The 25,072-nt window shown below is 63.8% G+C and carries 23 protein-coding genes; 7 read left to right on the top strand and 16 right to left on the bottom strand.

Annotated features, from left to right (window positions below; genetic code table 11):
• Nucleotides 1-23 precede the first annotated feature (23 nt).
• Both VOI21_RS08415 and VOI21_RS08420 read right to left on the bottom strand, forming a co-directional pair.
• The gene (locus VOI21_RS08415) at nucleotides 24-1,049 is read right to left on the bottom strand and encodes a permease (protein WP_323769367.1); all 1,026 of its coding nucleotides are present in this window, start codon (nucleotides 1,047-1,049) and stop codon (nucleotides 24-26) included.
• The gene (locus tag VOI21_RS08420) at nucleotides 1,042-1,386 is read right to left on the bottom strand and encodes a metalloregulator ArsR/SmtB family transcription factor (protein WP_323769368.1); all 345 of its coding nucleotides are present in this window, start codon (nucleotides 1,384-1,386) and stop codon (nucleotides 1,042-1,044) included. The genes VOI21_RS08415 and VOI21_RS08420 overlap by 8 nt, the downstream gene beginning before the upstream one ends.
• Before the next feature lie 119 nt (nucleotides 1,387-1,505).
• On the opposite strand from VOI21_RS08420, the gene VOI21_RS08425 reads away from it, so the two are divergent.
• Both VOI21_RS08425 and VOI21_RS08430 read left to right on the top strand, forming a co-directional pair.
• Nucleotides 1,506-2,087 carry a uracil-DNA glycosylase family protein gene (locus tag VOI21_RS08425; RefSeq protein WP_323769369.1) on the top strand — a complete coding sequence of 194 codons (582 nt, stop codon included), beginning with the start codon at nucleotides 1,506-1,508 and terminating at the stop codon, nucleotides 2,085-2,087.
• Nucleotides 2,084-2,878, top strand: a complete 795-nt coding sequence (locus VOI21_RS08430) for an SseB family protein (RefSeq protein ID WP_323769370.1) — start codon at nucleotides 2,084-2,086, stop codon at nucleotides 2,876-2,878. The genes VOI21_RS08425 and VOI21_RS08430 overlap by 4 nt, the downstream gene beginning before the upstream one ends.
• Before the next feature lie 49 nt (nucleotides 2,879-2,927).
• Here VOI21_RS08430 and VOI21_RS08435 read toward each other — a convergent pair whose 3' ends face one another.
• The 11 genes from VOI21_RS08435 to VOI21_RS08485 form a co-directional block, all read right to left on the bottom strand.
• Nucleotides 2,928-3,938, bottom strand: a complete 1,011-nt coding sequence (locus VOI21_RS08435) for a P1 family peptidase (RefSeq protein ID WP_323769372.1) — start codon at nucleotides 3,936-3,938, stop codon at nucleotides 2,928-2,930.
• 79 nt (nucleotides 3,939-4,017) lie between these two features.
• Entirely contained in the window at nucleotides 4,018-5,964 is a 1,947-nt protein-coding gene (locus tag VOI21_RS08440; RefSeq protein WP_323769374.1) for a PAS domain-containing hybrid sensor histidine kinase/response regulator, read from the bottom strand.
• Between the two features lie 300 nt (nucleotides 5,965-6,264).
• The gene (locus tag VOI21_RS08445) at nucleotides 6,265-8,034 is read right to left on the bottom strand and encodes a hypothetical protein (protein WP_323769375.1); all 1,770 of its coding nucleotides are present in this window, start codon (nucleotides 8,032-8,034) and stop codon (nucleotides 6,265-6,267) included.
• A 175-nt stretch (nucleotides 8,035-8,209) separates the two neighbouring features.
• A complete protein-coding gene (locus tag VOI21_RS08450) occupies nucleotides 8,210-8,950 on the bottom strand; it encodes a glucose 1-dehydrogenase (protein WP_323769376.1) in 741 nt (246 codons plus the stop codon).
• 10 nt (nucleotides 8,951-8,960) lie between these two features.
• On the bottom strand, nucleotides 8,961-9,692 hold the full coding sequence (locus tag VOI21_RS08455) for an SDR family NAD(P)-dependent oxidoreductase (RefSeq protein ID WP_323769377.1): 732 nt from the start codon (nucleotides 9,690-9,692) through the stop codon (nucleotides 8,961-8,963).
• 72 nt (nucleotides 9,693-9,764) lie between these two features.
• Nucleotides 9,765-11,354, bottom strand: a complete 1,590-nt coding sequence (locus tag VOI21_RS08460) for a dipeptide ABC transporter ATP-binding protein (protein ID WP_323769378.1) — start codon at nucleotides 11,352-11,354, stop codon at nucleotides 9,765-9,767.
• Nucleotides 11,351-12,166 (bottom strand): ABC transporter permease, encoded by an 816-nt coding sequence (locus VOI21_RS08465; RefSeq protein WP_323769379.1) that lies wholly within the window; start codon nucleotides 12,164-12,166, stop codon nucleotides 11,351-11,353. The genes VOI21_RS08460 and VOI21_RS08465 overlap by 4 nt, the downstream gene beginning before the upstream one ends.
• A complete protein-coding gene (locus tag VOI21_RS08470; protein ID WP_323769380.1) occupies nucleotides 12,163-13,104 on the bottom strand; it encodes an ABC transporter permease in 942 nt (313 codons plus the stop codon). The genes VOI21_RS08465 and VOI21_RS08470 overlap by 4 nt, the downstream gene beginning before the upstream one ends.
• A gap of 40 nt (nucleotides 13,105-13,144) precedes the next feature.
• Nucleotides 13,145-14,020: an alpha/beta hydrolase gene (locus VOI21_RS08475; RefSeq protein ID WP_323769381.1), complete on the bottom strand. Its 876-nt coding sequence runs from the start codon at nucleotides 14,018-14,020 to the stop codon at nucleotides 13,145-13,147.
• A 65-nt stretch (nucleotides 14,021-14,085) separates the two neighbouring features.
• Nucleotides 14,086-15,534, bottom strand: coding sequence for a hypothetical protein (locus VOI21_RS08480; protein WP_323769383.1), 1,449 nt, complete (start codon nucleotides 15,532-15,534; stop codon nucleotides 14,086-14,088).
• A 134-nt stretch (nucleotides 15,535-15,668) separates the two neighbouring features.
• Nucleotides 15,669-17,138, bottom strand: a complete 1,470-nt coding sequence (locus tag VOI21_RS08485) for an ABC transporter substrate-binding protein (protein WP_323769384.1) — start codon at nucleotides 17,136-17,138, stop codon at nucleotides 15,669-15,671.
• A gap of 181 nt (nucleotides 17,139-17,319) precedes the next feature.
• On the opposite strand from VOI21_RS08485, the gene panB reads away from it, so the two are divergent.
• Both panB and panC read left to right on the top strand, forming a co-directional pair.
• A complete protein-coding gene (panB, locus tag VOI21_RS08490; protein ID WP_323769386.1) occupies nucleotides 17,320-18,153 on the top strand; it encodes a 3-methyl-2-oxobutanoate hydroxymethyltransferase in 834 nt (277 codons plus the stop codon).
• Complete coding sequence (gene panC, locus VOI21_RS08495) at nucleotides 18,150-18,992, top strand: pantoate--beta-alanine ligase (RefSeq protein ID WP_323769387.1); 843 nt, start codon at nucleotides 18,150-18,152, stop codon at nucleotides 18,990-18,992. The genes panB and panC overlap by 4 nt, the downstream gene beginning before the upstream one ends.
• A 71-nt stretch (nucleotides 18,993-19,063) precedes the next feature.
• On the opposite strand, the gene VOI21_RS08500 is transcribed toward panC, so the two are convergent.
• Together VOI21_RS08500 and VOI21_RS08505 are read right to left on the bottom strand one after the other, a co-directional pair.
• A complete protein-coding gene (locus VOI21_RS08500) occupies nucleotides 19,064-20,341 on the bottom strand; it encodes an acetylornithine deacetylase/succinyl-diaminopimelate desuccinylase family protein (protein ID WP_323769388.1) in 1,278 nt (425 codons plus the stop codon).
• A gap of 48 nt (nucleotides 20,342-20,389) precedes the next feature.
• Nucleotides 20,390-21,367 carry a DUF2125 domain-containing protein gene (locus tag VOI21_RS08505; protein ID WP_323769389.1) on the bottom strand — a complete coding sequence of 326 codons (978 nt, stop codon included), beginning with the start codon at nucleotides 21,365-21,367 and terminating at the stop codon, nucleotides 20,390-20,392.
• Between the two features lie 67 nt (nucleotides 21,368-21,434).
• On the opposite strand from VOI21_RS08505, the gene VOI21_RS08510 reads away from it, so the two are divergent.
• Nucleotides 21,435-21,968 carry a gamma-glutamylcyclotransferase gene (locus tag VOI21_RS08510; protein ID WP_323769390.1) on the top strand — a complete coding sequence of 178 codons (534 nt, stop codon included), beginning with the start codon at nucleotides 21,435-21,437 and terminating at the stop codon, nucleotides 21,966-21,968.
• Between the two features lie 98 nt (nucleotides 21,969-22,066).
• Here VOI21_RS08510 and VOI21_RS08515 read toward each other — a convergent pair whose 3' ends face one another.
• The gene (locus VOI21_RS08515; protein WP_323769391.1) at nucleotides 22,067-23,023 is read right to left on the bottom strand and encodes a homocysteine S-methyltransferase family protein; all 957 of its coding nucleotides are present in this window, start codon (nucleotides 23,021-23,023) and stop codon (nucleotides 22,067-22,069) included.
• Between the two features lie 129 nt (nucleotides 23,024-23,152).
• On the opposite strand from VOI21_RS08515, the gene VOI21_RS08520 reads away from it, so the two are divergent.
• Nucleotides 23,153-23,782 carry a TetR/AcrR family transcriptional regulator gene (locus VOI21_RS08520; RefSeq protein WP_323769392.1) on the top strand — a complete coding sequence of 210 codons (630 nt, stop codon included), beginning with the start codon at nucleotides 23,153-23,155 and terminating at the stop codon, nucleotides 23,780-23,782.
• A 114-nt stretch (nucleotides 23,783-23,896) separates the two neighbouring features.
• Complete coding sequence (locus tag VOI21_RS08525; RefSeq protein ID WP_323769393.1) at nucleotides 23,897-25,072, top strand: biopolymer transporter ExbB; 1,176 nt, start codon at nucleotides 23,897-23,899, stop codon at nucleotides 25,070-25,072.

Genomic DNA, 25,072 nt, shown 5'->3' on the forward strand with positions numbered 1-25,072 from the left:
TGGTCAACAGTTAACCAAGGTTTTCAGGCAATCGCGCCCCATATCAGCCCGGCGATCATCGCCCCCATCAACGCCCAGCCCAGATAGGCAAAGAAGATCCTTGGCTTGACCAGCGCCCAGACCGCGATGGCGGCGGGGATGCAACTGACGCCCCCCGCGATGACAAAGCTCATGGCAGCCCCCGGTGCCATGCCCTGCGCCAGCAGCGCATCGACCAGCGGCACGGCGGCATAACCATTCAGGTAGGCGGGGGCCCCGACCAATGCGCCCATCAGGATCGGCATGATGCCAGTGCCGCCCAGCAGGCCCGCGATCATCTCTGCCGGGACATAGTGGATCATCAGCGCCTCCAGCACATAGGCCAGCGTCAGCCACTTCAGCAGGAACAGCGCGTTCTCCAGCCCGGTGTCCCGGAACGTCTCAACCCGGTCGCCGTGCTGCCAGAACTGCCAGACCGGCTTGCCCTGAAACGGTTTCTTGACGCCACAGCAGCCGCCCACCTGCGGTTTCTCCCGCAGCGGATCACGAAACACCGCGCTGTTGGCCAGCGCGCGGGTGCCGAACCCGCCCAGCAGACCCAATCCGACCGCCGCCAGCGCCTTGGCCACGGCAAAGGACCAGCCCAGCGTGCCCGCGGTGATCAGGAACATCGCCGGGTCCATCAGCGGCGAGGCCAGCCAAAAGGCCATGACCGCCGCCAACGGCGCGCCCACCGCCAGCAGGGCGGCGATAAACGGGATCACCTCGCAGGAGCAGAACGGCGAAAGCCCGCCAAGCGCGGCGGCCAGAAAGATCATCCGCACCTCGCGCCCCTCGAACGCCTTGGCCAGCAGCGTCTCGGCCCCGGTCGCCTTCATGTAGGCGACGGCCAGCACGGCAAACAGGATAAACGGCGCGGTGCCCAGCAGCGCCTCCCACGTGAACCGCACCGTCTCGGGGAACTGCGGCCAGTCCAGCAGCGCGACCAGCGCCAGAATGCCGACGATGACCAGCCAGACCTTGGAAACCGGGGGCAGGCGGCGGGTTGCGGTTGTCGTTGTATCAGCCATGATCGGCATCCTTGTGGCAGGTGGTGGCATCGGCGCAGCACTGGCGCAGCAGGTAATCGGACAGCGCCTCGACCTCGGAATAGTCAGCCGCCGCGCAGATGGTGGACCGCCCCTGCCGCGCCTGTGTCACAAGACCGGCGGCAGAGAGGATTTTCAGGTGGTGGGTGAGGGTCGACCCGGTGATCCCGGTGCGCTCACCCAGCGCGCCGATGCTCAGCCCGTCACGACCTGCGCGCACCAGAGTGTGCAGCACCTGCAAACGTTGTTCAGAGCCAAGCGCCGCGAACTTGGAGGCGGCGGTTTCGACGGTGAGGGCGGGGGACTCAATCATTTTCATATTTCTAACGTTGTCGAAATAAACGCGCTGTGCAAGCTTTATTTCGACAAGTGTCGAAATGAATGCCCGCGCCCCGCGCCAACGTGACCTCATCCCGCGCGGCCTGTAGGGTCCGCCACATGGACAACCTGCTGACAGAGATCCGCGCCTGCCGCCTTTGCGCTGACCGCTTTGCCGCGACAGAAACCGCCCACGCGCCGCGCCCGGTCCTGCGCGCGGCCGCCTCGGCGCGGCTGCTGATCGCCGGGCAAGCGCCGGGGATGAAGGTACACCTGTCCGGTCTGCCGTTCACCGACCCCTCGGGCGACCGCTTGCGCGACTGGCTGGGGATCGACAGCGCCACCTTTTACGATGACACCCGCGTCGCCATTGTGCCGATGGGCTTTTGCTTTCCAGGCTACCGCAAGGGATCAGACCTGCCGCCGCCGCCGATCTGCGCCCGCACATGGCGCGCACAGGTCATGGCGGCGCTGCCCGAGGTGCGCCTGACCCTGCTCATCGGCGGCTACGCGCAGAAATGGCACCTTGGCGTCAAAACCGGCGTGACCGACACCGTCACCCGCTGGCGCGACTTTTCGCCCGACGCCATGCCCTTGCCGCATCCGTCTTGGCGCAATACCGCATGGCTGAAACGCAATCCCTGGTTCGAGGCAGATCTCTTGCCGGTCCTCAGAACCCGCATCAAAGAGGTGCTGGCATGAATGATGAGACCCTGACAGAACTGGACCGCGCCCACGCAGCGATGGAGGCCACCCCAGAGGATGACGCCACCCGCCTGCGCTATTACGACCGCCTCGCCAGCACCGAACTCTTCCTGATGCTGACAGAGGAACCGGAGGGTGACGCCATCTCTCCTGAACTCTTCGATCTCGGCGATGCGCGGTTCCTGCTGGCCTTTGATCGTGAGGACCGCCTGTCCGCCTTCGCCGGGCGCGCCGTGCCTTACGCGGCGCTGTCAGGCCGCGCGCTGGCCAGCATGGTGGCGGGGCAGGGCATCGGCCTTGCGCTGAACCTTGAAACCGCGCCCTCGCAGATCCTGTTGCCGCCAGAGGCGCTGTCGTGGCTGGTTGAAACCCTCGGCACCGGCCCGCAAGAGGCACAGGCCCGTCCGTCCGAATTTCGCGCCCCTCGCGTGCCTGAACAACTTGTCACCGCATTGGACTCCCGCCTTGCCACCGCCGCCGGTCTGGCCCGCAAGGCCTATCTGGCAGAGGTGATCTATGATGACGGCACGCGCGGGCACCTGCTGGGCCTGACCGGCACAACCCCCGGGGCCGAACGCGCCCTCGCCGGGGCCATCAATGAGGCGTTGGTGTTCTCGGGGCTGGAGGCGGGTGCGCTGGACGTGACCTTTCTGGCGGACAGTGACGCCACCACGGCGCTCCTTGCCGGTGTCGCGCTGCGCTTTGACCTGCCGGAACCGCCCAAACCTGCGAAACTCGAACAGATCGCGCCGGGGTCCGACCCTGACAAGCCGCCAAAGCTGCGCTGATCACCCGCCATCCACCGCCTGACACACGCCGCACGCCGTAGGGCGGGGTTTACCCCGCCGCCAACCCCAACTCCTGACGCAATGTTGGCAAGGTATCGCCCGCTTCGGCCCGCGCCTCCCATACCGCGCGGGCAATGGCGCGGCTCAGGCAAACGCTCGCCGCGTGGCCGATCATCGCCACCTGTGCCATCGGGTCGGACAGCGCCTTGGCCCCGGTCGCTGCGGCAAAGACCAGATCGCCGTCCATCGGGCTATGCGCTGGCAGGATCGCCCGCGCCATGCCGTCATGCGCCGCCACCGCCACCCGGTGACACTGCGCCTTGTCCAGCGCCGCATCGGTCGCCACAACGGCAATCGTCGTATTGCCCTGCTCCGCCATTGCCGCCACCTTGCGGCTGGGGGGCAGGACCAATCCCGGCGCCGGGTCCACGCCCAAGCCGCCGAATTCATCCCCCACCTCAAACGGGGCCGCCCAGAACTGTCGCCCCGAGGGCGTTGTCACACTGCCCATCGGGTTCACCGCCACCAGAGCGCCCACGGTGATCCCGCTGTCCAGAACCAGACTGGCGGACCCAAGCCCGCCCTTGTGCTGCGCCGTCTGCGCCCCCGCACCGGCCCCGAACGTGCCAAGATCAAACTCGGGTGACGCCGCCGCCAAGGCCCGCCGCCCCAAGGCCGGGTAGGGGTTGTCACCCCATTCCTTGTCGCCGCCGTTCAGCAGATCGAACAGGATCGCCGCCGGGACAATCGGCACCCGCGCCGAGAATATCTCAAACCCCTTGCCCTGCGCGTGCAAGGCATCCATCACCCCCTGCGCCGCGGCCAGCCCAAAGGCGCTGCCCCCCGACAGCACCAGCGCATGGACCGCCTGCACCGATTTGTCCGGGGCCAGCAGATCGGTTTCCCGCGTACCCGGTGCGCCCCCCATGACAGAGACAGAGGCGGCAAAGGGTGCCTCCGCCGTCACCACCGTGCAGCCACTCTTGATCCGCGCATCCTGCGCATTGCCCACGCGCAGACCGGCAACATCGGTGATCAGGTTCTTGGATCCGGGACGCATCGGGGATCTCCTGTGCTGCACATCCCGCACCATCCCCGCGCATCCGCCCGCGCGCAACCCCTCAGACCCTGCGGCCTTCTCAACGGTTCGGTTTGGCATCCCGCAGGGCATTGGACACGGCGTGCAGCAGGTCCGCACGGCCAATCGGTTTCATCAAGCGGACATCCGATGGCTTTAACCCATTGCCGTGGACCGTCGCTTCGGCGGCGTACCCGGACAGGAAAATGCACGGCAAATCCGGGTCCATCACCCGGACAGCCTTGGCCAATGCCGGCCCCAGAGTCGCGCCGGGCATCACCACATCGGTAATCAGCAGGTCAAACGGGCCAAGGCTTTGGTATATCTCCAATGCCTCATCGCCCGTCATTGCGGTGGTGACGTCATAGCCCGCGTCTTCCAGCGTGCGCTTCAGAATACGCATCACGTCCATCTCGTCCTCGGCGACAAGGACCGATGTCTTTCCGCTTGGCGGCTGCAAGGTCTTTTGCGGCTCGGCCCTCGCCTCGTGCTCGTGCTTCTCAGCGGCCTTGAAGTACAGCTTGAACGTCGTCCCGACGCCGACCTCGGAGTAGACCCGGATCGCGCCACCTGACTGCTTGATAAAGCCCTGCACCATCGACAGCCCCAGCCCGGACCCCTCGCCAACTGGCTTATCGGTGTAGAACGGCTCAAAGATACTGTCCAACTTGTCGGCGGCGATGCCGTGGCCCGTGTCGCTGATCGCCAGCATCACGTACCGGCCCGGTTCGATGTCCTCTTCCCGCTCGGTCACATACTCTTCGCCGATCCGCATATTGGCGGTCTCGATCGTGACCCTGCCGCCGTCCGGCATCGCATCCCGCGCGTTCAGCAGGATGTTGATGATCGCATTCTCCGCCGAGGTCGCATCCAGTTCCACATCCCAAAGCCCCGCCATCAGCGAGTTCTCAAGGGCAATCGTCTTGGGCAACACCCGTGATCCCCATGTCATCGTATCCTGAATGGTCTGGTTCAGGTTGATCCGCTTGGGTTCCAGATGCGCCCGCCGGGCAAAGCTGAGCAGGTTGTGGGTCAGGCCCGCGCCCCGCACCGTCGCCTTGATGGCAGCCTGGATAAGCTCCCTGCGATCCTCTTCCCGGTCCAGTTCCAGACACAGTTCAAGATTGCCAAGGATCACCGCCAGCAGGTTATTGAAGTCATGCGCCACACCCCCGGTCAGCGTGCCGATGACCTCGATCCGCTGCGACTGGCGCACCCGCGCCTCGGCTTGGCGCAGATCGGTCATGTCCATGCTGGTGCCGATGTGCTCGACCACCTTTCCGGTCTCATCGGACCGTGGCACCTCGATCTGGCGGATGTACCGAACCTCACCCTTTGCGTCCAACAGGCGGTATTCAAAGGTCTGGCTCTCGCCAGAGTTGAGCTTCTCAATCGCCGCCATCACAATCGCCCGGTCGTCGGGGTGGACATGCGGCAACTGCGGCCCGTTGCCTTTGGCAATCTCTATGAATTGCTGGGGTGTCATGCCCAGATTGGCGGCGTGTTGTTCAGAGCAGTAGTTGCAATTGCCGGTGAAGGCTTCGAACGAGAAATGCCCAAGGCCCGCGATCCGGGTCGCGGTCACCAACTGCGCTTCGCGCTCTGCCACAATGGCTTCTTGCCTGGACCGTTCCGCAAATTCCTTTTGCAATAAGATTTCAAGATTTTGCTCATGATTGCGAAGGGCAAGCATGCTGGCGTCCCGCTGATCTCTCAATCGCCCAAGCAGTGTTCCTATCAGAAAGAACAAGACCGACCCAATGACCACTTGCAGCACGCCACCTGTCAACGTGGCGGGGCCAAACTGATCGAAATACGACTTGACGACAAACAGCGCGGCGATAAGCCCGGCAACAAACCCGGTGCGCTGCCCGCCAAAGGATCCGGCAAGGACAACGCTCACGAATATGATCAGAAATGGCGCGGGCATGGTAAAGTCCGCCTGCGCGCTTGCGCCCACCAGACCAACGGAAATCAGGGTGGGCAGGGCCCAGGCCAGCTTGATCATGGGCGTGTCGTACAAAGAACGCCGCCAAGAAAACCCCATCCACTGCATCCCTTCAAACGCCGTCACCTGTCCGGTGCCTTGGGTGATCAGGGGCGATTGTCAAAGCGCCCTGTCTCACTGTGTAATGTGTCACAAAAATATGCAATTCCTGCGGCGCAACCGCCGCGATCAGGCAATGCACCCCTTTGTTTTGACAGTGTTAACCCGAAGGCGGGCAAAATCCGGTCAGATTTTCAAACAAATCCCGCGTTGTGTTTTCGCGGCCATCTGTGAACAGCCCTCTCATCACGTCCATGCCCCTCAATCCTTGCGCCCCACCAATCCGGTCAGCGCCGCAGCCCCCACCGCCGTGATCAGCCAACCGGCAATCTGCAACGCAGGCTTGGCGTAAAAACCGAACGTGCCCCAACCGCCCCGGACGGGGGAGGGGGCCCAAGCGGACTCCTGCCCCAAGGCATCCAGCGGGATAAACACATCCAGCGCATAGAGCGCGGCGTTGAAGGTTTCATAATCCTGAGAGGCGGCATGGCCCTTCCACAGGGCCAGCGGCAGCGGCCCCGCCGTGTCGGCCTCATACGCATGAACCGCGTCGATCCAGCCGGATGAGGTCAGCACAATGGCCGATTCCGGGGCCATCTGGTCCACTGCCCAGACCTGCGCATACAATGCCGTGGTCAGCAGCCACAGCCCCGCAACCCAGTACAGCGCCCGCCCCGGTTTGTGGCCATAACCAAAGACATATTCGAACAACCAGTCCACCGGGCGCATCACGGCGGCCATCTGCCCCGCCCAGCCTGCGCGCCAAGTGCCGTCCTGCTGTGCCATCGCCCGGTGATAGCTGGCCCGGCGCACACGTTTGTCCCGCATTTCCAGAACCCGCGCGGCCCCCTGCGTGACCCCCTGAGCGCGCAACACCTTGGCAAGCTGGGTATAGGGCTGTGGATCACATTGTTTCTTGTAAGCGCCGCGAATGAAGGGCGGCGGGACGTGCCGTTTGCCTCCCTGTTCCTCGACCAAATCGCCAAACGCCGGGTCTATCCGCCGCTCCGCCTTTCGGCTCAGCCATCTCAGCCGCTCACCAATACTCATCCCGCTGTCCAGCCGCTCATAGCGCAAGCCGGAGATGTGCAGCGGCTTGACCCCCTGCCAGCTTTCCGCGTCATCACACAGCCGCCCCAGATGCGCATCGTCAAGGTCAAGCGGCCCGGAAAATCCTTTTAACCCGCGCCAGTACAGCGCCGCGCCCACATGCAGCCCTTCGGCATGAAACCCGCCTTCGAACCGTCCTGCTTCGGCTGTCAAACTACCGGCAACTCGTGAATGCATGAGGTTCACTTTCCCCGTGGCGTGAAACCCGTCCCGCAGAAAGACATCTGCGCCCACCTGCATGGCATCGCCATTCAGCGCCATGCCGTCGGGTGTCTCGAACCGCCCACCGGTACAGTCCAACTGTCCGGTGATCTGTGCACCCGTCAGGTTCACTGTCCCCAACGCGTGAAACCCGTCCCGCAGTAAGGCACCTGCCCCCACCTGCAAAGCATTACCATTCAACGCGATGCCGTCTGGTGTCTCAAACCGCCCGCCGACGCAGGCCAACTGTCCGGAGATCCGCGCCCCTTTCAGATCAACCGTGCCCTTGCTGTGAAAGCGTTTGTCAAGAAACAAGTTTTTGTCACAGCGCAACCGCTGCGCATTTAATCCCGGCAGGGCGCAGCCGGGCAGGTAAACCCCACCCAGCTTGGCATCGCTCAGGTTCGGCCTCTGATCAAAACGGCAGCAAAAAAGGCGCAGGGCACGCGGGGTGTCGATCCCGTCTAGGTCCAGCAGGCCGGTGATCCGCGCGCCCATCACAGCGATGGACCGTTCCGGCAGGCGCAGCTCTTTGCAGCCGCCCAGCACGATATGGCGGATCAATTCGGCGCGCACCTCCGGGGCCGCGCCCTCTTCTTCCGGGCGGTCCATTCCCAGAACGACGTGGCCGTCCGGGGCCTCGGCGATCACCCGTTCCTCGGCGTCCGTCCACGGGGTGTCGCCCTTGATGTCCTTCAGCGTTTTGCGATTGTTGGCCATCCTGCCCTCCCCCCGTCAAAGCTAGCGGCAAAGCGCACCTGATGCCAAGGGGCGTCAGGCAGACTCCGGGCCTTTCCGGCGGGCGGATCAACGGGCCAAGTATGAAGGCTTTGTAAATTCGTCTCTGTAACCCATTGATTTTACATAGGCGTCCCGCTGTCCACGCGTGGACACCCTAAATACACCGCCCCCCATCCACCTCCAGACAGGTCCCGGTGATCATATCCGCCTCATCCGAGCACAAGAACAGCGCCGCATTGGCCAGATCCCGCGGGGTCGAGAACCTCCCCAGCGGAATGGTCGCCAGAAATTTCGCCCGCATCTCCGGCGTGTCCTCCCCCATGAAGCTCGCCAAAAGCGGCGTCTCGCCAGCCACCGGATTGAGCGCGTTCACCCGGATGCCCGAGGGCGCCAGCTCCACCGCCATCGCCTTGGTCGCCGTGTTCATCCACCCTTTCGAGGCGTTGTACCAGTTCAGCCTGGGACGGGGCGACACCCCCGCCGTCGAGGCCACGTTCAGGATCGCCCCCGCCCCCTGCGCTTTCATCTGAGGCACCAAGGCGCGGGCGGTCAGGTAGACCGATTTGCAATTGACCGCAAAGACCCGGTCAAAGTCCTCCTCGCTCACATCCTCCATCAACGCGGGCAGATGGGTGATGCCCGCGTTGTTCACAAGGATGTCGATGCCGCCCATTAGATCGTTAGCTTCGGCCATCAGATTGGTGACGCTGGCCGGATCAGAAACATCGGCGTGCAGCGCATGCCCCCCGGTCTCGCCCGCAACCCTACGGGCGTTCTCCATGTTGATGTCGGCGATGACCACCTGCGCGCCCTCGGCGGCAAAACGGGCGGCGATCCCCTCGCCAAAGCCAGATCCACCCCCGGTGACGATGGCGCGTTTGCCCTGTAGTCTCATGGTGCCCTCCCTAGTAGACCGCCCGCCCGCCGGACTGGTCAAAGACCGCCCCGGTGGAAAAGCTCGCCTCATCCGATGCCAGCCAGCAGGCCATGGCGGTGATTTCCTCGATGGTGCCAAAGCGGCCCATCGGGATCTTGGATTTCATGTAGGCGATGAACTCATCGCTCATCTGGTCAAAGATCGCAGTGTGCACGGCAGCGGGCGCGATGGCGTTGACGGTGATGCGCGTGTCGGCCAGTTCCTTGCCCAACGATTTGGTCAGGCCGATCACAGCCGCCTTGGAGGCGGAATAGGCCGAGGCGTTGGGGTTGCCCTCTTTGCCTGCGATAGAGGCCATGTTGACGATCCGGCCAAACCCAGCGGGCCGCATCAGCGCCGCCGCCGCGCGGTTGCAATAGAACAGCCCGTGGACGTTGAGGTCAAAGACCTGCCGCCACGCGTCGGTGGGGTATTCGATGACTGTGGTGTTGGGGCCGGTGATGCCCGCCGAACAGACCAGCGTATCCAGCCCGCCCATCGCCGTCTGATCCTCCGCCATGGCGGCGGTAACAGCAGCGGGATCGGTCACGTCGATCTGGCGGGTGCGGATGTTGGCCTGATCCTCCATGGCGGCAAGGTTCGCCTCGCTGATGTCCCAGACCGTGACCCGTGCGCCCTCGGCGGCAAGGCGGTGGGCAATGCCCGCGCCAATACCGGACGCGCCGCCGGTGACAACCGCGTGGCGGTTTTCAAAACGCATGGTGTCCTCCCCTTTTGGCGGCATCCTGCTGTGCCGGCGCGGGAAGGTCCAGCAATTTGCAAGCGCGGTGCGTCAGCCTGCAAGCGCGGGCAGTTGCGGCGCGGCGGCCAGCAGGGTTTGCGTGTACGCGTGGGCAGGCGCGGTAAAGACGCGCTCTGTCGGGCCTTCCTCGACAATGCGGCCGGCGCGCATGACCATGACCCGGTCCGTCACCCCGCGCACCACCGACAGATCGTGGCTGATGAACAGGTAGGCCAGCCCGTAAGAGGCGCTGAGGGCGGCCATCAGGTCAAGGATCTGGGCCCGCACCCGCACATCCAGCGCCGACACGGCCTCGTCAAAGACGATCAACTCAGGGCGGATGATCAGCGCGCGCGCGATGGCAAGACGCTGGCGCTGGCCGCCGGAAAAGGCATGGATGTGTTTGTGCGCGTCGTCGGGCGACAGACCCACGGCGGTCAGCGCCTCGGCCACGGCGTCAGCGCGGGCAGTGCCCTGTGGCGGGTCGGGCAGCAGGTGGAAAGGTTCCGTGATCAGGCGCGCGACGCGGTGGCGGGGGTTGAAACTGCCGTAGGGGTCCTGAAAAACCACCTGAATGCGGCGGCGCACCGACAGGTTGGGCCTGTGGTCGGTAAAGACCTTGTCGCCGTCCAGCGTGATGGTGCCCGCCGCGATGGGGGTCAGCCCCAGCAGGGCGCGCGTCAGCGTGGATTTGCCGCAACCGGACTCACCCACCAGACCAACTCGTTCGCCGCGCCCGATGTGAAAGCTGACGTCCTGCACGGCGGTAAAGCTGGGTCTGGCCGCAAAGGGGTGCGGGCGCGGCAGCGGATAGGTGCAGGTGACGCCTGATGCCTGTAGCAACGGGCCGCTGTCGGGGCGTGGCGGCAGGTGAGGCTGGTGGTTGGAAGCCTGAAACAACGCCTGCGTGTAGGGATGTTTGTGCTGTGCCAGCAGGGGCGCTGTGGGGCCGGTTTCAACAATCCGCCCGTTCTGCATCACGGCGATACGGTCGGCCATGTTGGCCACCACGGCAAGGTCATGGGTGATCATCATCAGGGCCATGCCCTCGGTCCGGGTCAGGTCCTGCAACAGGTCGAGGATCTGTGCCTGCGTGGTCACGTCCAGCGCCGTGGTCGGTTCGTCCGCGATCAGCAGGCGGGGGCGCAGGGCAATGGCCATGGCGATCACCACGCGCTGACGCTGGCCGCCCGACAGTTCGTGCGGAAAACGTGACAGCGGCAGGTCCAGACCGCAGCGGTGCAGCGCCTCGCGCGCCTTGTCCCGTGCCTTTGCGCGCGGGATACGGGGGCTGTGTTGCAGGATGGTTTCGGCCACTTGCGCGCCGATGGTCTGCACCGGGTTGAGCGCGGTCATCGGTTCCTGAAAGACCATGCCGATGTCGCCGCCGCGCACCTCGCATAGCTGGCGTTCGGGCAGCGACAACAGATTTGTGCCGTCCAGAGATAGCCGCCCCGTGGCCTTTGCGCCTTGCGGCAACAGGCCGATGGTTGCCAGCGCGGTCATGGATTTGCCAGAGCCGGATTCGCCGGTCAGGGCAACGATTTCCCCCGGCGCAATGGTCAGGTCGATGCCATCGAGAATGGCCCTGCCATGGATCGTCACCGACAGGCTGTCGATCTGTAGAAGCGGTGCGGTCATGTGCGCAGCACCTTCAGGCGCGGATCAAAATGATCGCGCAACCCGTCGCCCAGCAGGTTCAACCCCAACACCATAAAGACAATCGTCAGGCCGGGGATCAGCGCCACATGCGGGGCAAGGGATACCAGCGTCTGTGCGTCGGCCAGCATCCGGCCCCAAGACGGCACCGGGGGTTGCGCGCCAAGGCCGACATAGCTGAGCCCCGCCTCGGCGAGGATGCCCAGTGAGAACTGTATGGTGCTTTGCACGATCAGCAGATTGGCGATGTTGGGCAGGATGTGTTCGGCGCTGATGCGGGCGCGGTTCTTGCCAGCGACACGGGCGGCAAGGATGAACTCGCGGGTCCAGAGGCTTAGCGCTGCGCCACGGGAGAGGCGGGCAAAAACGGGTATGTTGAAAATCCCGATGGCGAGGATCGCGTTCACCGCGCCGGGGCCAAAGACGGCGGTGATCAGGATGGCGATGACAAGGCTGGGAAAGGCAAAGATCAGGTCGGCGGAGCGTGAGATCAGCTCATCCAGCCAGCCGCCCGCGCGGCTGGCGGCGGCAAGACCCAGCGGCACGCCAATCGTGATGCCGATGCCCACCGCCACCAGTGCCACGGCAATCGAGGTGCGCGCGCCAACCATCAGCATCGACAGGATGTCGCGCCCAAAATGATCGGTGCCCAGCAGGTGATCGCCGCCCGGTGGTTGCAGGCGGCCCGGGATGTTCAGAGCCACCACATCGTGCGGTGTCCAGAGAAACGACAGCGCGGCAGCGCCAAGAAACAGCGCGGTCAGCGCGCCGCCAAGGATCAGGTTGCGGCTCATCCCTTGCGCAGCCTTGGGTCGGCCAGCGCATAGGCGAGGTCGGTGAGAAAGTTCACGAGGATCACGGCAAAGACCAGCAGCATGACGGTGGATTCCACGACGATCAGGTCCCGTTGGCTGATGGATTGGAAGATCAACCGCCCAAGACCGGGCAGATAGAATACCTGTTCGATGATGATGCCGCCCGCGATGAGAAAGGAAAATTGCAGTCCGATGATGGTCAGCACCGGGATAAGCGCATTGCGCACCCCGTGACGCCAGAGGGTCTGGCGTCGGGTCAGACCCTTGGCGCGGGCGGTGCGGATGTAGTCCTCTCCCAACACGTCGATCAGGGAGGACCGGAGCACACGGGCAAGAATGGCGGCCTGCGGCAGGGCAAGGGCCACGGCAGGCAGGGTCAGCGCGCGCATCGCCATGAGCGGGTTGTCCCAGCCGGGAAAGCCGCCGGAGGGAAAGATCCGCCATGTGATCGCAAAACCCAGCACCAGCAGCATAGCAAACCAGAAGTTTGGGATCGCAACGCCTAGTTGCGAAAACGCCATGATCCCGAAATCAGGTGCGCGCCCGCGCGTAGCGGCGGCGATCAACCCCGCCGGAAAGGCCAGCAGGATCGCCAGCGTCAGCGCATAGAGCGCCAGCGGCAGTGAGATCCACAGCCGGGTCGTGATCATCTCGGCCACCGGGGTGCGATAGGTGTAGGACAGGCCGAAATCGCCGGTCAGCATGCCGCCGACCCAAGATAGATAGCGTTGAATTTTCGGCTGATCGAGACCCAGTTCGTCGCGCAGGGCGGCGACGGTTTCCGGCTGTGCATTGATGCCCAGCATATAGCTGGCCGGATCGCCGGGGGCGACCTCGACCACAAGGAAGATCACTACCGAGGCGGCAATGAGGCTGAGGATCAGCGAGGTCAGACGTCGGGTCAGGTAGGCCAGCATGGTCGGCACCGTAGGAGCGGGCAGGGCGGGCGTCCAGAGGTCACTCGATCAGGAAGGCACGCAGGGCGTCGGCGGTCTGTTGCGGCGACTGGTCGACAAAGAAATGCCCGCCGGGGATGGCGCGGGCGGTCATGTCAGACAGCCGGTCGGCCCATGTGGCAGGCACGTCATAGGCGCGCGCCATCGCGCCGTCGGCCCCGAAAAGGACAAAGGCGGGGCAGGGAACGCGACGGTTCAGGTCCGCAGCATCAAGGTCGAAATCAACCTCTATGGCCGCGCGGTAGTCGTCGCACATGGCGCGGCGACACGCGGGGTCCGCCCATGCTGCGCGGTAGGCGGCTAGTTGTGCTGGTCTGAAATCGGCCAGGGTCGCCTTGCCAAAGCCCAGCAGGCAGCTTTCGTAGTAGGCGTTCGGGTTGGCTGCGATCATGTTTTCCGGAAAGGGTTCCGGCTGGGCGAGGAAGAACCAGTGGTAATAGGCCTTGGCGACCTTGTAGGTCAGGTCGTTCAGTAAGCGGTGCGTGGGGACGATGTCCATGACGGTCAGGGTACGCACGGTCTGCGGCGCATCCAGCGCCATGCGATGCGCGGTGCGCCCGCCCCGGTCGTGTCCAGCCACATGAAATGACTCATGTCCAAGGTGTCGCATCAGCGACACCTGATCACGGGCCATTTCCCGAAAGCTGTAGTTGCCCACGCCCGTTGGTTTACCGCTTTCGCCGTAGCCGCGCAGATCAGGGCAGATGACGGTGAAATCCTTCGCCAACAGCGGCGCGACCTCGGCCCACATCGCACGGGTCTGCGGAAAGCCGTGCAAGAGCAGCAGCGGTGGGCCATGTCCGCCGGTCTCATAGGCGATGCTCTGGCCGTCTAGGGTGGCCAGAGCGGGTGTAAAGCCAGGGATGTCGTTGCGCATGAGGTAGGTCTTTGTGTGATGGCTGGGCGGCAGGGCTGAAACGCGAAAGGGTGGGATGGTACCTGTCAGAGACCGCCGACGCAGACGACCTGCCCATCCGACATCCGGCGCAGGCATCGGTTACCGTTGCCCTCCGGGAGGGCGGCCACATTGTCGACGAAGTATAGATCGGTTGCGGATGTCTCAGAGGGCATGTGGATCGTGATCTCAATCACGGTCACGGCGCCAGAGGACCAGCGCAAGGTATGGCGAAGGTGCGGGCGCACCGGGTCATCGACCAAATCGACGGATTGTGTGCAGGTCTCATCGCGCAGAACGGCCCCCGAGGGCGCAAGCAATGTGCAGCGCGCCTTGCGGATGACGTCTGCGGCGACCGGTGCGTCCCGTAGGGCCGCGAATTCGGTCAACGGATGAAAGCGGGTTTCAGGCGGGAAAGCCTCAAACTCACCTGCGGCACAATCGCCAATCGGAGTGCTGAGGTACGGATCATCACCGCAGATTTCAACACGATCGGGGTATAGCTTGATCTGACATTCCACGGGCAGCTCCAAATACCGAAAGCTGAAAATCTCGGTGGCCCCGTTTTCAAATGGCGGGCCAATTTCGAACAAGCGGTCCGCGCCGAGAATCCGCTCAAAGCCAAACACAGCTTTGGTCATCATCGAGGGGGTGTAATATCCGTAGCTGCGCTCGGACGGCAAAAGATAGCCGTGCACCAGACTGTTTTCGCACCCCATCTGCAACTGCAAATTTCGTTGCGGATAAAGTGGCCTCAACCCGTCCAGGTTGATCTCCCAGTTCAGGACCTGTTCCAACGTTCGAATGTGGAAAAGCTCATCGCCGGGGGTGGCGAGCATCTTTTCCACTAGCTCGGGGTGGATCATCGGCCGTGTCTTGAACGGACGCAGCATGGCGGAGGTCCGGACGACCTCCAGCATGCTTTCAATACCAAGGGCATAGGCCTTTTCAATGGCTTCAGAGGAATACTGCTGGTTGGGCTGGATCTTGAGCGAGGGGCTGTGAAAGGCCAGATCGCCGCCTATGTGCAATGTCCTGTGGTATTTGAACCTGTCTTCGGGAAGCTTTGCGCCTGGATATTCCTGATTGCCCATCATGAAGATGATGGCGCATATCGAATAACACTGGCTGCCGTCGCCGATGTAGGTGGGATATTGGCGAGCACGGATTTCGTTCGCAATTTTGGTGCCTTCTATCAGATGGCCGCCGTCGCTATCTAGACAAACGAGCCGCGCTCCTGTGCGAACCTTTTCGACAGCTGCATCGCTGACTTGGCCAGACCTGACTTTGTCCGAAAAGGCGTCATTGGCGATCTCGAGTTTTTCGAAATCGCCAACTTCGATCGTGCCCCTGAATTGAATCATGCAGGGCTCCCCATCTCCTGCCTCGATCGTCGCGGCGCGGACTAATGTCGTCTGCATAAGAGACAGGCCCAGAGCACAGGCAAGAAGCACGGCAAGAGGACGGACAAAATCTGTGACTGTCGCTTGGGGCATCTGACCATCTCCGTCTGGTTCGCTCGGGATACTGTTCTGCGTGGGGCTTGCCAACGCGAGGTGCCACATGGGGGGATGCCGGACCCCATTCCCGTATGGGCTGCGGTCCGGGTGTCGTTTTGCAGGTGTCGTCCTTATTGGGTCCAGCGCACTTTGGTCAGGTCGTTCGCCTGTGTCGGCTGGTTCGGCCACAGCCCTTCCAGCCGGGCATCGGCAACCGTGGGAAAGGCCAGTTGGAACAGGTAGCCGTTGACATAGTCCTTCGCGATGATCGTCTGCGCCTCGGCCAGCATGTCAGAGCGCGCGCTGGGGGCCGTCGTGGCGTTGAGCAGCTTCATCAGGGCCTGAAACTCGGGGTTGTCATACTGAAAGTAGTAATCGGGCCGGGCATAGATGCCGATATCGAAAGGTTCGGTATGGCTGACGATGGTCAGGCCGAAATCCTTGCCGCGAAATACCTCTTCCAGCCACTGCGCCCATTCAAGGTTGGTGATCTCCGTCTCGATGCCGACGTTGCGCAGTTGCGAGGCGATGATTTCACCGCCACGACGGGCGTAGGAGGGCGGCGGCAGTTTCAGGGTGGTTGTGAACCCCTCGGCATAGCCCGCATCCACCAGCAACATCCGCGCGCGGTCGGGGTCATAAACGGACAGGCCGGTCAGATCGACGTAATCGGGGTTGTGCGGGGCAAAATGGGTGCCAATGGGCGTGCCAAGGCCGAACATTGCGCCGTCGATAATCGCTTGCCGGTCGATGGCGTGGGACAGGGCCTCTCTGACCATCGGGTTGTCGAAGGGCGGCTGCTTGTTGTTCATCGCAAGGATGGTCTCGCCCTCGGACGATCCCTTGATGACGGTGAAACGCGGATCGACCTCGAACTGGGGCAGGTTTTCGGGTGCGGGAAAGCCGGAAAAGGCGTCGACGTCCTGCGCCATCATCGCGGCAAAGGCTGCCGTGGGGTCCGAGATGAACTTGAACGTCGCCTTGGTCAGATAGGGGGCCTCTCCCCAGTAGTCGGCATTCTGCACCAGCGTGATACTGTCGCCTTGCTTCCATTCTTCGAACTTGAACGGGCCGGTGCCGATGGGGGTCTGCTTGATCTCGTCGATGCTTTCGGGGGCCACGATCACCGCGTCGCCCCAGGCCAGATTGAACAACAAGTTGCCGTTGGGCGCGTCCAGCGTCAGTTGCACGGTCATCGGGTCGATAACCGTGACGTCACTGATGCCGGTGTACAGCGCTTTTTGCGCGTTTGTGCTGTCCTCGGCGCGGGCGCGGTCGAGGCTGAACTTCACGTCCTCGGCGTCAAAGCGGGTGCCGTCGTGAAATGTCACGCCCTCGGCGAGGTGAAAGGTATAGGTCAGCCCGTCCTCGGAAATTTCCCACTCGCGCGCAAGGCCGGGGACGATGGCGCCGGTCTCTGTAAAGCGGGTCAACCCCTCGAAGACATTGGAATACAGCACGCTGTCGATGGCCCCGGCGGCGGCAGAGGTCGGGTCAAGGTGCGGCGGTTCCAACTGGATCGCAAGGGTCAGGTCGGTCTGCTGCGCAAGGGCTGCGGTGCCGCTGAGCAGAGCGGCGGCAAGGGTCAGGCGGAGGATCATGGTGGGGCTCCCGGTTACTTTGGCCCGAGTGTTGCGCTTTGGGGCCGCGTGATCAAGCGCGGCCTGCATTTGCCCTCTGGTTCTGCGGCGCGGCAAATGATAGGGCGGTGCGCAATTTTGTTGCGCGATCTGGTGCCTGAGCCTCCGGACCTTGCGCAGCGTTGAACGGGAGGATGAGACCATGAGCGCGACCGCAAAGAAAAGAGCGCCGATGCCGGACGATATTCGCGCCCGCAAAGGGGGCACGCCGCTGGTCAGCCTGACCGCCTACACGACGCCGATGGCGCAGATGATGGATGCGCATTGCGACTTTGTGCTGGTGGGCGATAGCGTCGGGATGGTGCTGCACGGCCTGCCGTCGACGCTGGGTGTCACGATGGAAATGATGATCCTGCACGGGCAGGCGGTGGCGCGCGGGTTGCAGGCGGCCATGATGGTGATCGACATGCCGTTCGGGTCCTACGAAGAAAGCCCGCAACAGGCGTTTCGCAACGCGGCCCGGTTGATGGCAGAGACGGGCGCGGGCGCGGTCAAACTGGAAGGCGGGGTCGAGATGGCAGCGACGATTGCCTTTCTTGTGAAACGCGGCGTGCCGGTCATGGCGCACATCGGCCTGACGCCGCAGGCGATCAACACGCTGGGCGGCTACAAGGTGCAGGGCCGTGGCGCGGCGGGTGACGCGCTGATGGCGGATGCCATGGCGGTGGCCAAGGCCGGGGCCTTCGCCGTGGTGCTGGAAAAGGTGCCGGCGACCTTGGCGGATGCGGTGACGGCAGAGGTGTCGATCCCGACCATCGGAATCGGAGCCAGCGCAGGCTGCGACGGACAGATTTTGGTCGTCGACGACATGCTGGGACTGTTCACAGCTTTCAAGGCCAAGTTCGTGAAACGCTATGCCACCCTGGGCGCGGACGGCGAGGCGGCGATCGCCGCCTATGCCGAAGACGTCCGCGCGCGCCGCTTTCCGGGGCCGGCGCATATCTTTGGCGACGCCGTGCCGGAGCCAAAAGCGTGATTGCCCCTATCGTTCGTTCGGTTGCCGAGTTGCGCGCGATGACTACCGCTTGGCACCGGGCCGGTGAAACGGTTGGCGCGGTGCCCACGATGGGCGCGCTGCATGACGGACACCTCAGTCTTGTGGCGGCGGCAAAAGAGCGTTGCGACCGGGTGATCGTGACGATCTTTGTGAACCCCAAGCAGTTCAACAGCCCCGAGGACTATGAGAACTATCCGCGCACCGAACATGACGACGCGGCCAAGCTGGCGCGTTTTGCGGTCGACGCGATTTTTGTGCCGGATGGCGATGAGATGTACCCGCAGGGGTTCGCGACCGGCGTGTCGGTCAGTGGCCTGACGGACGTGCTGTGCGGCGCGTACCGGCCCGGACATTTCGACGGGGTCGCAACCGTGGTGACCAAGCTGCTGTTGCAGACCTCCGCCGATCAGGCGTTCTTTGGCGAGAAGGACTGGCAGCAGGTGCAGGTGGTGCGGCGGCTGGTGGCGGATCTGAACATCCCCTGTCAGATCGTCGGTTGTCCGACCATCCGAGAGATTGACGGGCTGGCAATGTCGTCACGGAACCTGTTGTTGTCTGACATGGCGCGCGGTCGCGCGGCGGCGCTGAACGAGGCGCTGGAAGAGATGGCAGAGGGGTTGCGCGCCGGGCTGGCGGCGTCGGACCTGCGCCCCAAGGCTGAGGCACGTCTGGCGTCGGCGGGATTCACAAAGGTCGAATATCTGGACCTGCGGGCCAATGAGGACCTGTCGCAACTGGAGCGACCGGACAAGCCCGCGCGCCTGCTGGTGGCGGCGTGGCTGGCGGGCGTGCGTTTGATCGACAATATCGGTGTCTGACGCGCGTCAGACGTTGGGCGGACGCTGTTTCGGCTTTGCCGAAAGGCGCCCCGCCCACCGTCCCATTGGCGTCACGCCTCTGGCAAGAGCAGCGTTTCCAAACTGCGCGCCATGACCTTGGCACTGTCCAGCATGTCCGTCACGCCTACCCATTCGTCCGGTTTATGCGCCAGTTCCAGCACGCCCGGCCCGTAGGCGATGCAGTTTTTCAGCCGCCCGATTCGGTCGATGTGTTTCTGATCATAGGAGCCGGGTGATGCGACATAGGCGGGCGCTGCGCCCATCACATCCTGAATCGCAGAGGCCACGGTTGTCACAATCGGCGCCTCCTGCGGGGTCATCGACGGGTCGATGCGGTTGATGTCGCGGATGGTGTAGTCAAACCGGGGGCGGTTGGCCTTGAGGTCGTCCAGCATGGCGATGACCTCTCCGCGCACCTCGTCATAGGCCTCTTCGACAAGGAACCGCCGGTCGATCACCATGCGGCAGCTGTCCGGCACATTGGGCGCAGGCAGGCCGGTGAAATCCTCCAGTTCCGCCTCGCCGCCGTGGATCGAATTGATGTTGAGCGTGGACTGCCGGGCTGCCTCTGGCGTGACGGGCATTGCGGTTTCGCGGGTTGTCAGCGCCGGAAACAGCCGGTCCTCAAAGGCTCGCATCACCGCCCCCATATGGCGCACGGCGCAATCACCAAGAAAGGGCATCGAACCATGGGCAATCTCCCCTTTTGTCTCGATCTCGGCCCACCATGCACCGCGATGGCCAAGGCAGATACGGTCCTTGTTGAGAGGTTCGGGGATGATGACGTGCTGCACCCGGTCCGGCGAAAAGAACCCTAGATGTGCCAGATGCGCGACGCCGCCATAGCCGCCGGTTTCCTCATCCGCCGTGCCGGAAATCTCGATTGCGCCCGCATAGTCGGGGTGTTCGGCGATGAAACACTCGGCAGCGATGATCGACGCGGCCAGCCCGCCTTTCATGTCGCAGGTGCCGCGGCCATAGATCCGGTCGCCGTCCAGCACGGCCCCGAACGGCTCATAGGTCCAGCCACGGCCGACCTCGACCACGTCGATATGAGAGTTGAAATGCATGCATTCGCCGGGGCGGGTGCCCTCGCGGCGGGCGATGACGTTCCAGCGGGGATAGCGGTCGCTGTCACCGGGCGCACCCGTTGCGCGGATCATCTGACAGTCAAACCCCGAGGCGGCCAGCCTGCGCTCCAGATAGGCGCAGATGTCATGATACAGCGCGCCCGGCGGGTTCAGCGTGGGCAGGCGGACAAGGTCTTGGGTGAGCGCGATCAAATCGTCGCGGGCGGCGTCGATGCGTGCAAAAAGCGTGTCAGTCATGGGACAACTGTCGACCCCTCTGCGCCCCTGCGCAAGGGGGAAGCGCTATTACGGCAGATGCAGGCGCGGGGCGTCCCCCAGAGGGATCAAACCAAAGGCGACCCGCCCCTCGTTGAAATCCAGCGACAGGTCCAGCGTATCAGGCTTGCCCTTGAGCCCGGCGGCCATCGTCAGGGCGGTTTCCAAGGCGTCGGCCAGCCCCTCGGGCAATTGTCCGGCGTCACGCGCACGGCCCAGCCTGTCGCGCCAGTTGACCGCACGCACTGTCATCTCGCCACCGGCGCGCCCGCGCGCGTCGGCGTTCAGGCGCCCGGCAAAGTTCAGTTCCAGTCCCTCGAACCGGTATTCAGCTTTGCGCAGATCGATCTTTTGCGGCTGCGGTCGGGGGCCGCTCAGGGCATCAAGGGTCCAGCCCCGGTCAAAGCTGACCTCAGCCTGTAGTTGCAGCCCATCCGCGCGGGCAGGGCCGGGCACCAGCGGGCTGTCGGGTCCGGCCAAAGCCTCGGACGTGAGGCCGATCCGGTAAAGGTCGGGGGTGCCTGCGACGCCGGTGACGGCGGCCCGCAGACCGGCAAAGGCCAGCGCCCCCTGCGGTCCGTCGAGGTTGAGAACCTCTGCCTCAAGGTTGGCGCGCAGAATCTGGCCGTCTGCACCGTGAACCAGCGAGGCGCGCAGCCCGGTGCTGTCCACGGCGACCGGACCAGAGGGGAGCGTCAGCCTTTGCGAATCCGGCCAGACAAGGATCAAATGACCAGGCCGATAGGTCAGCCCGAGGATCTGGAAAAACGCTGCCTCCCAACCCACGCCGCGCGCCGGATCGCGCAGCCGCACGCCGGTCAGCGTTGCGTCAAGGCGGCTGGGAAAGCCGCGCACTGTCAGATCGTCATACTCTGCCTGCCACCCTTCGGCGCGGCGCGCGTCGAACCATCCCGTGATGTCGCGTTTCAGCGACCAGGACGAGAGGAACCAGAACCCCGCCCAGCCGATGAGCAGCGCCGCCGCCACCGCAAAGATCAAGCGATTCATGGGTACTGCCCCTTTTCCTGCCGCACCTGATCGTGTTTACAGGCCGCCAGCGAGAAGGACCAGATTGATGACGCTATGGGTGTTCGGATACGCCTCACTTTTGTGGAACCCCGGGTTTCCGGTGGCGGAACGGGTGCAGGGACGGCTGCACGGCTATGCGCGCAGTTTTTGCATGTATTCGATCCACCATCGCGGGACCGAAGACTCGCCGGGGCTGGTTCTGGCGCTGGATGAACAGGACGGCGCCAGTTGTGACGGGCTGGCCTTGCGCGCGGTGCCGGGGACCGAGGATGAAACTCTGGCCTACCTGCGCGAACGTGAGCTGATTTCGTCGGCTTATCTGGAAAAGCGGCTGGACCTGAGCCTGACCGACGGACGGCGGGTCGAAGCGGTGTCTTACGTGATCGACCCGCATCATGTGCAATATTGCCACCTTCCGCTGGAGGAACAGGCGCGGATCATCGCGCAGGCTCAGGGCGGGCGTGGGCCGAATACCGAATACCTCTACAACACCGCCGCGCATCTGGATGAGATCGGTGTGCCGGATGCGGACCTGCACTGGCTGGTGCGTGAGGTGAAGGCGCTGACCGGCGAGGGTTGAGGCCCGTGGTCAGGCGCGGAAAAGGGGCGCTGCCCCTCTTGGCCTGACGGCCAATTCACCCCGGAGGTATTTCAACCAAGAAGAAGCCGGAGCGGAGTTTATGCCTGTCGGCGGCGCGCCGCCATGACCGCCGGGCCGATCCGGGCAAGGTGTTTGTCCCAGCTGCCGCAGCATCCGCCCCAGATGTCGGCCTGCGGAAAGCGTCGGGCAAGAGCCCCCATCTGCTGACCGAGTTCTTCGGGATCGCCCTCTTCAATGTGGTTCAGCTTGCACAGGGCGATCTTGTCCATGGCGGCGGCGTTGGGGCGAAAGCTGCGCAGGCGCGCCTGCCATGTGCCGGTCTCTAGCGCAGGTTCGAATTCCAGCGGGTGAGAGCAGTTGACGCCATAGCTGTCCGGGCGCGCACCGGGGCCACAGGCGGCGTCGGTGGCGATGACGGCCTCGGCCAGGGTGGGGCCTGCGCGCAAGCGGTGGTCCGCGGTCAGGGTGAACGAAATGTTCACCGGGATTTCCGCACGGGTGGCGGCGCGGGCGATCCCCACTGCCTCTGGCACGTTGTTGATGGTGGCGGCCCAGATCAGATCGACCCCCTCGCGCGCATAGGTGTCGATCTGCTGGCTGTGGTAGTCTTCGGCCTCAGTGTCGGTGATGGTTCGGTTGAGCGCATAGGCGTCGCCGCGCGGGCCAAGGATACCGGCGATGCGGATCTCTCGGATTTGGTCCGTGTAATGGGCGCTGACCTCGCGCAGGAAGGCAATGTTGCGCAGTTGGATGTCTTGCAGGGCGGCACCTTCGTAACCCACCAAAGCGCCCCAATCGGCGCTGGCGCGATAGTCCAGCCCGCCGAGCAGCGCACATCCGCCAACGGCCGCGATCTGGTCCAGCAAGCGGCGGTACATGTCGCGCGTCACCTGCATGGCCTTGGGATTGTCCAGCAGGGTGAAGGCGCAGAAGTGATCGAAGTCAAATCCGTGGCGAAACATCAGCTCTGTTTCTGTGCCGCCTTCAGTGAACCACGGCAGGCCATCGGGGTGTGGGGCAAAGGCAGGGGGCATGTGGCGGCTCCTTTTGTGCCAGTCTGACGGTTGGTCAGGGCGGCCGCCAGTGGACTCGTGGTACACTGCACCATCGGTACAGTGATCCGCCTGCCGCCTTGCGGTAAGCTGACCGAGAAGGGAGAGGCCATGTCCTTTATCAAGCCACGCAGTACAGCGACGACCCGAGACCGGCTATTGACCGCAGCGGAAGTGGCCATTCTGGACAAGGGTTTTGCCGCCACCTCGATCGAGGAGCTGATCGCCGAGGTAGGCATCACCAAGGGCGGTTTCTTTTACCATTTCAGAGACAAGAGCGCACTGGTCGAGGCCATTCTGGAACGCCATCTGACCGCCGAAGAGGACTGGCTGGACGGGCTTTTCGCCCGCGCCGCGGAAGCGACGACAGAGCCGCTGGCGCAGTTTCTGGTGTTTCTACGGTTGTTGCGGGAGCAGATGGCGGCATTGCCGGATGTTCACCCCGGCTGCCTGATCGCTGCCACCTGTTTTCAGGAGCGGCTGTTCACCCGGACCGTGCACGATCTGGCCCGGCAGAACCTGCTCAACTGGCGGGCGCGTTTTCACGCGCGATTGACCGCGATAGCCCAGACCCACCCGCCCAATAGCAAAATCGACCTGGAGGCGCTGGCCGATATGCTGGTCGTGCTGGTGGACGGGGCGATCATCCTGTCCAAGACCGTGCGTGAGAAAGACGCGCTGCCACGGCAAATCGCCCTCTACGAGCGCTTTGTCGCCGAGGTGTTCCGGGACGTAGGGTAACTGTTGCGCAAAGCGCCGCTTTTTCCCCGATCCTGCGGGAATTGTTCATAACTTCTTGGCTCTGCAGCGCTAAACGCTTAGATGTAGCGCAAGAGAACAAGCGTCAGGTGTCCAATGGACCAGCCCGACCTCGAGGCCGAGCCACAATTCACGCAACCCGTCCGTCAGGTGATCCTCATGCTGGCGGTGCTTGGCTTGTCGGGGTTTGGCGGCTTTCTCGCGTTGCCGCGCGTTCTGCCAGTGTTCCAGTCGAACCCGTACCTGAACGGCTTTATCCTCTTTGTCTTTGTCGTTGGGGTTCTGGCCTGTTTCTGGCAGGTGGCGCAGCTGATGGTTTCGGTCCGCTGGATCGAACGGTTCACCGCCCGTGGCGATCAGGGGGTGCGCGCCGTTCCACCGCGCTTGCTAGCCCCATTGGCAGCGCTGTTGCGGCGCCGCCGTGACAAGCGGATGCAGATCACCACCACCTCGACCCGGTCGATCCTCGACTCCGTCGCCCAGCGGATTGACGAGGCGCGGGAAATCACCCGCTACATCGTGTCTTTGCTGATCTTTCTCGGTCTTCTGGGCACCTTTTACGGGCTGGCAACCGTGGTGCCCGCGCTGGTCGAAACGATCCAGAGCCTTGCGCCGCAAGACGGCGAAACCGGCACCGATGCCTTTGCGCGATTGATGTCGGGACTTGAGGGGCAGTTGGGGGGCATGGGCGTGGCCTTTGCCAGTTCGCTGCTCGGGCTTGCCTGCTCACTGATCGTCGGCCTGCTGGAACTGTTCGCGGGACATGGCCAGAACCGCTTTTACCGCGAGCTTGAGGAATGGCTGTCCTCGATCACGCGTCTGGGCTTTTCCTCTGACAGCGAAGGGCCGGATTTGGGCGCCGCGGGGCTGGTTCTGGATCAGATGGCAGAGCAGATGGAACGCCTGCAACGCCTCTTTGTCGAATCCGAACAAGGCCGGTCCGAGGTTGACGCCCGGCTGGCGCAACTGGCCGACAGCGTCGAACGCATGACCGAACGGATCGAGGCGACAGCGCCTTCGGCGAATTCCCTGGCGCGCATTGCCGAAGGGCAGGAACTGCTGGCGCAGGCGATCCGCGAAAAGGAATCGGATGAGGGACTGGATGCCGAAAGCCGGATGCGGCTGCGGTCGATCGACGTGCAGATGCTGCGCATCCTCGAAGAAATCAGCGCTGGTCGGCAGGAAAGCATGGCCGAACTGCGAACCGATCTTGCGGCGCTGTCGCGGTCGTTGGGTGTGACGCGCAACATCCGGCCGCGCGGGGACGGGTGA

Origin of the sequence: Antarctobacter sp., assembly GCF_034670325.1 — a bacterium.
GTDB lineage: Bacteria > Pseudomonadota > Alphaproteobacteria > Rhodobacterales > Rhodobacteraceae > Antarctobacter.

Coding starts and splice junctions, on each gene's coding strand:
- VOI21_RS08485 (WP_323769384.1), bottom strand. CDS start 17,138: ATGATCCTCCGCCTGACCCTTGCCGCCGCTCTGCTCAGCGGCACCGCA.
- VOI21_RS08505 (WP_323769389.1), bottom strand. CDS start 21,367: ATGAATCGCTTGATCTTTGCGGTGGCGGCGGCGCTGCTCATCGGCTGG.
- VOI21_RS08500 (WP_323769388.1), bottom strand. CDS start 20,341: ATGACTGACACGCTTTTTGCACGCATCGACGCCGCCCGCGACGATTTG.
- VOI21_RS08460 (WP_323769378.1), bottom strand. CDS start 11,354: ATGACCGCACCGCTTCTACAGATCGACAGCCTGTCGGTGACGATCCAT.
- VOI21_RS08465 (WP_323769379.1), bottom strand. CDS start 12,166: ATGAGCCGCAACCTGATCCTTGGCGGCGCGCTGACCGCGCTGTTTCTT.
- VOI21_RS08420 (WP_323769368.1), bottom strand. CDS start 1,386: ATGAAAATGATTGAGTCCCCCGCCCTCACCGTCGAAACCGCCGCCTCC.
- VOI21_RS08525 (WP_323769393.1), top strand. CDS start 23,897: ATGGACCAGCCCGACCTCGAGGCCGAGCCACAATTCACGCAACCCGTC.
- VOI21_RS08440 (WP_323769374.1), bottom strand. CDS start 5,964: ATGATCAAGCTGGCCTGGGCCCTGCCCACCCTGATTTCCGTTGGTCTG.
- VOI21_RS08430 (WP_323769370.1), top strand. CDS start 2,084: ATGAATGATGAGACCCTGACAGAACTGGACCGCGCCCACGCAGCGATG.
- panB (WP_323769386.1), top strand. CDS start 17,320: ATGAGCGCGACCGCAAAGAAAAGAGCGCCGATGCCGGACGATATTCGC.
- VOI21_RS08480 (WP_323769383.1), bottom strand. CDS start 15,534: ATGCCCCAAGCGACAGTCACAGATTTTGTCCGTCCTCTTGCCGTGCTT.
- VOI21_RS08515 (WP_323769391.1), bottom strand. CDS start 23,023: ATGCCCCCTGCCTTTGCCCCACACCCCGATGGCCTGCCGTGGTTCACT.
- VOI21_RS08470 (WP_323769380.1), bottom strand. CDS start 13,104: ATGCTGGCCTACCTGACCCGACGTCTGACCTCGCTGATCCTCAGCCTC.
- VOI21_RS08520 (WP_323769392.1), top strand. CDS start 23,153: ATGTCCTTTATCAAGCCACGCAGTACAGCGACGACCCGAGACCGGCTA.
- VOI21_RS08475 (WP_323769381.1), bottom strand. CDS start 14,020: ATGCGCAACGACATCCCTGGCTTTACACCCGCTCTGGCCACCCTAGAC.
- VOI21_RS08455 (WP_323769377.1), bottom strand. CDS start 9,692: ATGCGTTTTGAAAACCGCCACGCGGTTGTCACCGGCGGCGCGTCCGGT.
- VOI21_RS08450 (WP_323769376.1), bottom strand. CDS start 8,950: ATGAGACTACAGGGCAAACGCGCCATCGTCACCGGGGGTGGATCTGGC.
- VOI21_RS08445 (WP_323769375.1), bottom strand. CDS start 8,034: ATGGCCAACAATCGCAAAACGCTGAAGGACATCAAGGGCGACACCCCG.
- VOI21_RS08415 (WP_323769367.1), bottom strand. CDS start 1,049: ATGGCTGATACAACGACAACCGCAACCCGCCGCCTGCCCCCGGTTTCC.
- VOI21_RS08425 (WP_323769369.1), top strand. CDS start 1,506: ATGGACAACCTGCTGACAGAGATCCGCGCCTGCCGCCTTTGCGCTGAC.
- VOI21_RS08435 (WP_323769372.1), bottom strand. CDS start 3,938: ATGCGTCCCGGATCCAAGAACCTGATCACCGATGTTGCCGGTCTGCGC.
- VOI21_RS08510 (WP_323769390.1), top strand. CDS start 21,435: ATGACGCTATGGGTGTTCGGATACGCCTCACTTTTGTGGAACCCCGGG.